Origin of the sequence: Paenibacillus sp. VMFN-D1 (assembly GCF_003386155.1) — a bacterium.
GTDB lineage: Bacteria > Bacillota > Bacilli > Paenibacillales > Paenibacillaceae > Paenibacillus_AQ > Paenibacillus_AQ favisporus.
This window is the reverse complement of record NZ_QRDU01000010.1, coordinates 56,492-63,564: the sequence shown is the minus strand read 5'-3', so window position 1 is coordinate 63,564 and position 7,073 is coordinate 56,492. Positions and strand designations below refer to the sequence as shown.

The 7,073-nt window shown below is 50.5% G+C and carries 8 protein-coding genes and 1 rRNA gene; 2 read left to right on the top strand and 7 right to left on the bottom strand.

Annotated features, from left to right (window positions below; translation table 11 throughout):
• The 3 genes from C7820_RS32560 to C7820_RS32550 form a co-directional block, all read right to left on the bottom strand.
• Positions 1–88: ribosomal RNA gene (locus tag C7820_RS32560) — 16S ribosomal RNA — on the bottom strand; the annotation flags it as partial.
• A 305-nt stretch (positions 89–393) separates the two neighbouring features.
• Positions 394–624 (bottom strand): hypothetical protein, encoded by a 231-nt coding sequence (locus C7820_RS32555; RefSeq protein WP_076176772.1) that lies wholly within the window; start codon positions 622–624, stop codon positions 394–396.
• 121 nt (positions 625–745) lie between these two features.
• Positions 746–1,351, bottom strand: a complete 606-nt coding sequence (locus tag C7820_RS32550; RefSeq protein ID WP_116234505.1) for a stage II sporulation protein M — start codon at positions 1,349–1,351, stop codon at positions 746–748.
• Between the two features lie 182 nt (positions 1,352–1,533).
• On the opposite strand from C7820_RS32550, the gene pdaB reads away from it, so the two are divergent.
• Complete coding sequence (gene pdaB, locus C7820_RS32545; RefSeq protein ID WP_116234504.1) at positions 1,534–2,340, top strand: polysaccharide deacetylase family sporulation protein PdaB; 807 nt, start codon at positions 1,534–1,536, stop codon at positions 2,338–2,340.
• A gap of 30 nt (positions 2,341–2,370) precedes the next feature.
• On the opposite strand, the gene C7820_RS32540 is transcribed toward pdaB, so the two are convergent.
• The gene (locus C7820_RS32540; protein ID WP_116234503.1) at positions 2,371–2,961 is read right to left on the bottom strand and encodes a KinB-signaling pathway activation protein; all 591 of its coding nucleotides are present in this window, start codon (positions 2,959–2,961) and stop codon (positions 2,371–2,373) included.
• A gap of 127 nt (positions 2,962–3,088) precedes the next feature.
• Here C7820_RS32540 and gerD point away from each other — a divergent pair, with 127 nt between their 5' ends.
• A complete protein-coding gene (gene gerD / locus C7820_RS32535; protein ID WP_116234502.1) occupies positions 3,089–3,808 on the top strand; it encodes a spore germination lipoprotein GerD in 720 nt (239 codons plus the stop codon).
• 60 nt (positions 3,809–3,868) lie between these two features.
• On the opposite strand, the gene C7820_RS32530 is transcribed toward gerD, so the two are convergent.
• The 3 genes from C7820_RS32530 to sat all read right to left on the bottom strand — a co-directional run bounded on the left by C7820_RS32530 (position 3,869) and on the right by sat (position 7,051).
• Positions 3,869–4,972 carry an Mrp/NBP35 family ATP-binding protein gene (locus C7820_RS32530; RefSeq protein ID WP_116234501.1) on the bottom strand — a complete coding sequence of 368 codons (1,104 nt, stop codon included), beginning with the start codon at positions 4,970–4,972 and terminating at the stop codon, positions 3,869–3,871.
• A 72-nt stretch (positions 4,973–5,044) separates the two neighbouring features.
• Positions 5,045–5,812 carry an N-acetylmuramoyl-L-alanine amidase CwlD gene (gene cwlD, locus C7820_RS32525; RefSeq protein WP_076176766.1) on the bottom strand — a complete coding sequence of 256 codons (768 nt, stop codon included), beginning with the start codon at positions 5,810–5,812 and terminating at the stop codon, positions 5,045–5,047.
• A gap of 69 nt (positions 5,813–5,881) precedes the next feature.
• Positions 5,882–7,051, bottom strand: a complete 1,170-nt coding sequence (sat, locus tag C7820_RS32520) for a sulfate adenylyltransferase (protein WP_116234500.1) — start codon at positions 7,049–7,051, stop codon at positions 5,882–5,884.
• Between the last annotated feature and the right edge of the window lie 22 nt (positions 7,052–7,073).

The following is a 7,073-nucleotide window of genomic DNA, read 5'->3' as shown; positions in this document are numbered from 1 at the left end:
AGCAAGCTCTCCATCAAGTCCGCTCGACTTGCATGTATTAGGCACGCCGCCAGCGTTCGTCCTGAGCCAGGATCAAACTCTCCAAGAAAGTTTGTGACTCATTTTGAATCTGACGAGATTGATTTAATCTCAATCGCTCCGGTCATAAGACCGTCGCGTTTATACTCACTCGTTGTTCAGTTTTCAAAGATCAAAATCTCTTTCATTCATCATCGCTGCATCTCAGCGGCGGCTTTTATAATATATCATATTCACTCGGTGTTTTGCAAGAGTTTTTTTTAAAAAAGTTTTTTACCACTTTCTATCAACCTTGCAAAAGCACTGTGCTTCGTTTCAAAACTCAAAACTGAAGCGAAAATTAATTTATCATAAGATAGGCAGTGTCGTCAAGCATTATTGTTTAAATTGTGATAGCTTGCTGTTACGCGCATACTTTGAAAGCTCCTTTTGCGGAGCGAATCGGGCATACATCCGAAAAACAGTCTTGTATCGGTTCGCAATGGCATTACGGATATCCTGATCCAATCGCTGATCGCTTAAGTCGAACAGCATCTCGTCCAGCTCCTTCCGCAGCACATAATCTAATTCCTTACATTCCTTCTCGTTAAATAGCATACCCAACATATTAGAACTGGCCCCCCTGTAGATTTATACCTGAACGTCCATTATCGGAACGGAAATGGTTTTATCGTCTTACTGTTATGCTCAATTTTTGGGAAATTTATGAATCACAATTTACAAAATACTAATTCTGCATCAAGGCATAGGTAACGGTGCTTTCAATAATTGCGGCCGCAAACAGCAGGATGACAACCCAAAAAGCCGCCGTAACCGATTTTCGCAGCACTCCCTCACCTTCCCTGCCCCGTACTCTCCTTCTCGGATTGATTCCGCGGATGACCCAGCTTCCCATTCTGATGCCATAGGCACACGCGATGATAATCGCCGGGATTTCAATAATTCCGTGCGGCAGAAGCCCCCTGATGACTAGATCGGCTATACTCTCTCCTTGAGCGCTTAAACTATGTACCAAATAACCTATAACCATTCCGTTAACCAGCAGAAACACCACGGGCAGTATTCCCGCCAGAAGACCTAGGTAAATGATCAGTACGCCTTTAATACTGTTATTGAGAAAAATAAATCCGAAGAAGCTCCACTGCGGATGCTTAGAGTTCTGCAGATTACCGCTGACTTCCCTCAACCCGCTTAGCTGCTGGTTCACCAGTTCGGCCAAAGCCCCGGTACTAACCCACCCGGCCGCCACTCCGGCAGCAAAGAGCAATACCGCAAACAACAATGTTTTTTTGATCGACATCAAGTCTCTTATAAATGTACTCAAACGAAGCAAACGATTACCTCCTCATAGTAATAAGTCCCAAGTACGAGCATACATTGAAGTAAACAAGCTTTACATGAGCATTTTCCTGAGATTCGTTAAAGGGGATCATTACAGCCTATTTATAAAAACCCTTCGCTATAACGGACGACAGCGCAAAATGCTGATGTATGGAAAGGGGAGCTTACGAGCATATGAATTCATTTTTCTATGTGCTGAATGGCAGGAAAATAAAACGCACGTTTCTCGTGCTGGCCGCAGCGGTATTTGCCATCGGTATCATCTATGTCGAGAGCGACAACATCACTGTATTCTCCGAGGGGGCTCCAGCAGCCATTTACAGCGTCCCTACCGAGAAGAAAGTGATCGCCCTGACGTTTGATATCAGCTGGGGGGAAAAGCGGGCAGAGCCCATTCTGAAGGTTCTGAAGGACAAGAATGTGCAGAAGGCTACTTTCTTTATATCCTCCCCTTGGGGAAAAAGCCATCCGGATATCGTAAATGACATCAAAAACAGCGGATTTGAAATCGGTAGCCACGGCCACAAGCACGTGAATTACAGCACGCTGAGCGACGAAGAAATCCGCAAGCAGCTGATCACCGCCAATTCTATATTAACCGATTTGACCGGCAAGGAACCCAATCTCCTCCGCCTTCCCAACGGGGATTTTGACAAGCGGGTATTGAAGATCGCTGACAGCCTTAATTATAAGGTCATCCAGTGGGATACCGATTCCCAGGACTGGAAAAACATCGGTGCGCAAAATATCGTTAACCGAGTAGTGTCGAAGGCCCACCCGGGGGATATCGTGCTTCTCCATGCGAGCGATTCGGTCAAGCAGACCCATGAAGCTCTCCCGGTCATCATTGATGAGCTCCGCAAGCAGGGATACGAATTCGTAACCGTGTCCGATCTGCTCAGCCAAGCGGATACTAAGGGAAAAGAGATCCACGACCAAGCGGCGATGCAGCAAGCCATTGATGACGCAGCCGGCATGTAATGATAAGCAGAGAAAAAAGAGCTAAGGATCTTAGCTCTTTTTTGCGTTCAACACTTTATGAAGGATTAAAATTTGGTAAGCATTGCAGACGATCAGCGGAACCAGAATAAAAACGGTGGCGTTGTTGACTCCAATCTTGAGTCCTCCCACCAGCTCCACGATCGTGATCGCCGTCATGAAGAAGATTGTCGGTATCCAAGCCGTCGGATTGGTCGCTTTCGCCTTAAAATAAGCTACAATGACGGCTACGACAAGGATCGATATGCCGACAACCAGGTCGGAAATCTGGCTGTTCTCCTTCCCGACGAAGGAGCGGAAAAACATAACTTCAAGCAGCGCCAAAACCGCGAGGACAAGCTGTATGTACTGCCATACTTTCTTAGGGAACACCCCGATGGCTGTGTAATTCAAAATCATATAAGCGAAGAAGCCAAGCTGGGAATAGACGCTGACCATCAGGCCGTACCCGAATAAAATGACCAGATAAAACAAGTAATCCGCTGGCCCCTTAAATTTAATTATACCGCTTCCAAACTGCAGCAGCACCCCGGCCACAATCGCCGCTATGGAGCCGGCAAGCAGCGTTTTCCAAAATAATGTCATCCATCTTTTTAAGTTCAAATATTCTGCACCCCCAAGACTTTATTTTACCAACGTTCACAATAAAAAACCATCCATGCCTCGACATATTTCGAATTTTCGGATGCCATACTACAAACAGGATCTGAAGCAAAGGAGGACAACACAGATGAAGTGGCCGGTTATCGGTTTATGTGCGCTTTTTCTCGGTATTTCCGCGGCTCTGACAGGCTGTGGATCGGAACAGAGCTATGCCCCGCCCCAGAGCGATTATAAAGAGATGAAAACGATGGTTGTCGATATCCTGAAGAGCGATGAAGGCAAGAAAGCCGTTGAGGATGCCCTGAAAGGCGGCGGCAGCGGTTCGGGCAGCAGCGGCTCCGGTTCTGGTTCGGGGCTCGGTATGCAGATGATGTCTCTTCAAGCCGGAGAGCAAATCCGGACGGCCGTCAAAGACACCATTACCGCTCCGGAGTACAAAAAAGAGTTCGAAAAGATCATGACAGATCCCCAGTTTGCCGGGGACTTCGCCAAAGTCATCAGCTCGCAGAACAAGCAGCTGCATATGCAGTTGATCAAAGATCCTACTTATCAGCAATCTGTCGCCGATATTATGAAGTCACCCGAAGTCATGAAAATGTTCCTGGATATTACCAAGACCCCTGAATACCGCAAGCAGTCAATGACCGTCATGCAGGAAGCCATGCAGAACCCGTTGTTCAAAATAGAAGTCATGAACATGCTGAAGGATGTCGTGACCCAAGAACTCCAGCCTAAAGTCGAGAAATCGCAAAAGAAAGGCGGGAGTAAAGGTCAAGAAGGCGGGGACCAAGGCAGCAGCGAAGGCGGCAGCAAGGAGAACGGCGAGGGCGGCGGTGGAGGAAGTTAACGGCATGAAAAAAAAGCCCCGATTGGGGCTTTTTTTGCTGTGATGAAGCAAATGTGTAGTTTATTGCTCGCACTTGGCAACAATCGATGCGGCCAATTGACTGTAGATCTGACCGGTTGGCGTGTCCGCCTTATATACAGACGGCGAGAAGTCCGGTTCGGAGACATGGTTATCCGGCGCTCCAAGCGGCAGCTGCGCCAGCAATTCCGTATGAAGCGTTTCCGCCAATTGTCCGCCACCGCCCCGTCCGAATACGTAATCCCGCTTGCCGCAGTCCGAGCACTCGTAATAAGCCATATTTTCGACGACGCCCAAAATGTCATGATTGGTCTGAAGCGCCATCGCTCCGGCACGAGCGGCTACGAAAGCAGCAGTAGCATGCGGTGTCGTGACGATGATCTCCTTGCTCTGCGGCAGCATCTGATGAACGTCAAGGGCCACATCGCCCGTTCCCGGCGGCAAGTCAAGCAGCATATAATCGAGCTGTCCCCAGCCGACGTCGCCGAAAAATTGGTGCAGCATTTTGCCGAGCATCGGACCGCGCCAAATGACCGGGTTGTTCTCACGGATAAAGAAGCCCATCGACATCACCTTCACGCCAAAGCGCTCCACAGGGATGATGGTGTTGTCCTCTACCACCGGCCCCTCTTCAATCCCCATCATATCCGGCACGCTGAAGCCGTAAATGTCGGCGTCAATAAGCCCTACACGCTTACCCATACGGGCCAAGGCTGCAGCCAGGTTGACGGTCACCGTCGATTTGCCGACGCCGCCCTTACCGCTTGCTACCGCGATAAAATGGACGTTCGGATCCTGCAGCAGCTGGTTGTGCTCCAGCCCGGCGGCATGTCCCTTGACGAGCTTATCCTCGTCCTCCTGGCGCATGCGCGCCGACTCGCCTAAAATTTTCTCGCGTTCCAGCTCGTTAGCCTCCCGCATCCGGATGTGAATCTCCGCACCCTCTGCGTTCCCAAGCCGTTCCCGAATGTCACTCTCAAGCGCCTTGGCGTAATCCTCACGCTTGTCTAAGGTGATGACCGACAGTGAAATCCGGCTTTCCTTCACAACGATATCTCTTATCATTTGCAGCTCAATCAGGCTCTTCCCTGTGACAGGCTCGACGATTGGCTGTAATAGCTGTTGCACTTGCTCACGTGATAACATGCTGGCAGCACCTCTGCTTTATAGTATTCATCTTAAGTTCCATCTAAAGCCTCAGGTGCTATTATACCATTCTCAAGGATTTTCTGACGACACTTTCGCCTTCTCGCCGGACAAATACCGGAGAACCCCCTTGTAGACCGATGCGGCGACCTTGCGCTGGTAGCTCTCATCCCTGAGCAGCTCCGACTCCTGCGGATGGGACAGGAATCCGACCTCAACCAGAGCCGAAGGCATTTTCAGCGCTTGAAGCAGATATACCGTATTCACCGTTTTGGCCACCCTGTCCGTATTTTCGAGGTTCCGCTTAATCTCATCCTGAATTAATGCAGCCAGTCCTGCGTTGTCCGGATGATTCGGATAATAAAACGTCTGGGCGCCACGGTATCGGTTCGACGGAAAGCTGTTCATGTGAATGCTTAAAAACAGATCCGCATGCTTGTCCTCAATGAACTTGGCCCGCTGCTTCAAATCCTCTGTCTTCCGTTTGGAGTACCCTCTCGTATCTCCGGCCAGGTCGTAGTCGCCTTCTCGCGTCATCACGACAATCGCACCCGCCTGCTGCAAATAGTCGCGCAGATATAGGGCAATCGCCAGGTTAATATCTTTTTCGATCACGCCCTGCTTGCTGACGGCACCTCCGTCCGGCCCGCCGTGACCGGCATCCAGTGCGATCACTTTTCCCGACAGCGGCAGACCCAGGGAACCCGTCGTCTTTGCGGCAGGTATTTGGTATGTGGCCACCGCAATAAAAACAATCAGCAGGCAGAGGCCGATCAGCGCTTTTTTGACCGTGCTTACCCGGATCCACAGCACCTGTTTCTTTCGTCCCTGCTTGGACATAAAAAATCCACCTCCGTTCCCCATATCGACTCTACACATCTATATGGGGCGAGGTGGACAAATAGTACTTTATGAAGATACTTGTGCGGACATCCCTTCGATCAAAATCTTAGCGACCTCAGGACGGGTAAATTCCGGTGGCGGGCAGACGCCGTCCCGCAGAAGACCGCGTACCTTCGTACCGGACAAGGTCAAATGATCTTCCTTCGGATGCGGGCAGGTTTTGCTGGATGCCATATTGCCGCACTTTTTGCAGAAGAAGCTGTGTTCGAAAAACAGCGGGGTAATGCCGAGTTCTTCCGCCGTGAAATTCGAGAAAATTTCTTGGGCTTCATAGGTGCCGTAGTAGTCGCCTACGCCAGCGTGGTCACGGCCGACGATAAAATGGGTGCAGCCGTAATTTTTGCGGACCATCGCATGAAAAATGGCTTCTCTCGGGCCGGCATAACGCATAGCGGCCGGGAACACGCCAAGGAACGTACGATCGGCCGGGTAGTAGTTTTCGAGCAGAACCAGATAACTCTTCATCCGGACGTTGGCCGGAACGTCATCCGACTTGGTTTCACCAACGAGCGGGTTCAGGAACAGCGCATCGACAATCTCAAGCGCACTCTTCTGGATGTACTCATGAGCCCGGTGAACCGGGTTACGGGTCTGGAAGCCGACAACCTTCTTCCATCCCTTCTCTGCAAAAATACGGCGCGTCTCCGCCGGATCAAAATAAAACTCGCCAAACTTGGCCGGTTTCGGACGGTTCAGCACCTGAATGCTTCCGCCCACATAGTTCGACGGGCGCTCAAACAGCTTCTTGACGCCAGGATGCTCGGAATCGCTTGCCTTGAATACCTTGGTCGCTTCAGCGGTCTGATCGACGCTGTAAATGCTCTCGATATCGAGGACAGCATACACCACCCCATCTTCGGCTCCTATGAGGGCGGCCTTGTCGCCTACAGCGAGCTCCGCTGCCTTCTCATCGTCCACTGCCAGTGTAATCGGAATGCTCCATACCGTGCCGTCCGCCAGCCTCATGCGGTCGACGACCGACTGATAATCCTGCTCGTTCATAAAACCCGTCAGCGGGGAAAAAGCGCCTACGCCAATCAGATCGATATCCGAAATCGTCCAAGTATTCACAGGAATCTGTTTAAAACCGGCCGCAGCCTGCAGCAGCTCTTCTCTGGCCTGGCCTTCAGCAATACGGTTAATCAAGGTACCTCCGTGAGGCTGAATCGCTGTCATCTTTTCGCTCCCCTTCTTCTGG